This window comes from Protofrankia sp. Cr1, assembly GCF_963555865.1.
Lineage (GTDB): Bacteria > Actinomycetota > Actinomycetes > Frankiales > Frankiaceae > Protofrankia.
In genome coordinates this window covers 2,473-3,445 of sequence record NZ_CAUVXO010000167.1, presented here as the reverse complement: position 1 = coordinate 3,445, position 973 = coordinate 2,473, and the positions used below count along the sequence as shown (strand labels likewise).

Annotated in this window: 1 protein-coding gene; it reads left to right on the top strand. The window is 63.5% G+C overall.

The features are described 5' to 3' along the window. Positions 1-69: 69 nt before the first annotated feature. On the top strand, positions 70-873 hold the full coding sequence (locus U9980_RS14420; RefSeq protein WP_322768385.1) for a helix-turn-helix domain-containing protein: 804 nt from the start codon (positions 70-72) through the stop codon (positions 871-873). Positions 874-973 lie beyond the last annotated feature (100 nt).

The following is a 973-nucleotide window of genomic DNA, read 5'->3' as shown; positions in this document are numbered from 1 at the left end:
ATGGAATCTTGGCAGCGCCTACCCGATCGGCCAGTAGAACAGCCGCGCCGCATGGTGCACGATACGGTCATGACCACTGTGGAGGGAGACTTTTACGAGGACGACGAGCCGCTCGCGAAGATCCTCGCGATCTGGGAACGCACCCCGAAGACGCTGACGGTCTCGTCGCCATCGGGGCAGGAGCCATCAAGCCTCGTTGTACTCGAGCGTGAGGTCTACACGATGAGCCAAGCCGCACGTCTGCTGGGCGTCAAGCCAGCGACGCTGAGGCGCTGGATTGACGGCTACACCCGAGCCGGCGCCAGCTACGAACCTGTAATCAGGCCACGTCGCACCGGAAGCGAAACGGTCACCTGGGGTGAGTTCGTCGAGGCTGGCTACCTCCGCGAGTACCGCGTCAGGCACAGGGTGAGCCTGCAACAGCTTCGGCCGGTCGTGCAGATGCTCCGCGACCGCCTTGGGGTGCCGTACCCCCTCGCTCACGCCAGGCCATACGTCGCGAACAGAGACTTGGTCCTCGATGTGCAGCAGCAGACAGGCATCACGGGCGAGCTTGCCATGGTGGTCCTTCGCAACGGACAACTCATTCTCGCGCCTGGAGCCGAAGCGTTCGTCCAGAAGATTGACTTCGAGCCAGGAGGAGTAGCGGTCCGGCTCTATCCGGACAACAAATCGAGCCCCGTCGTATTCGATCCGCTGCACGACCTGGGGGAGCCAACCGTTTTGGGTATTCGGACGGCCAGCCTCTACCGCCGATTCGTCGCGGGAGAGTCCATCGCGGCTATCGCCGGACTTCACAAAATCCCCGAGGCGGACGTGGAGGCAGCCATTCGCTACGAGAGCCGTGTGCGCGGCTACGGGCCTGCCGCATAAACTCGCCCGATCTCAATCGCGCCAGCCCTTCCAACCGGCCGAGCTACCGGGTAAGCCGTGTGCTCCTTCCAGCATCGTCAGCCCGACCGCCGCACAACTT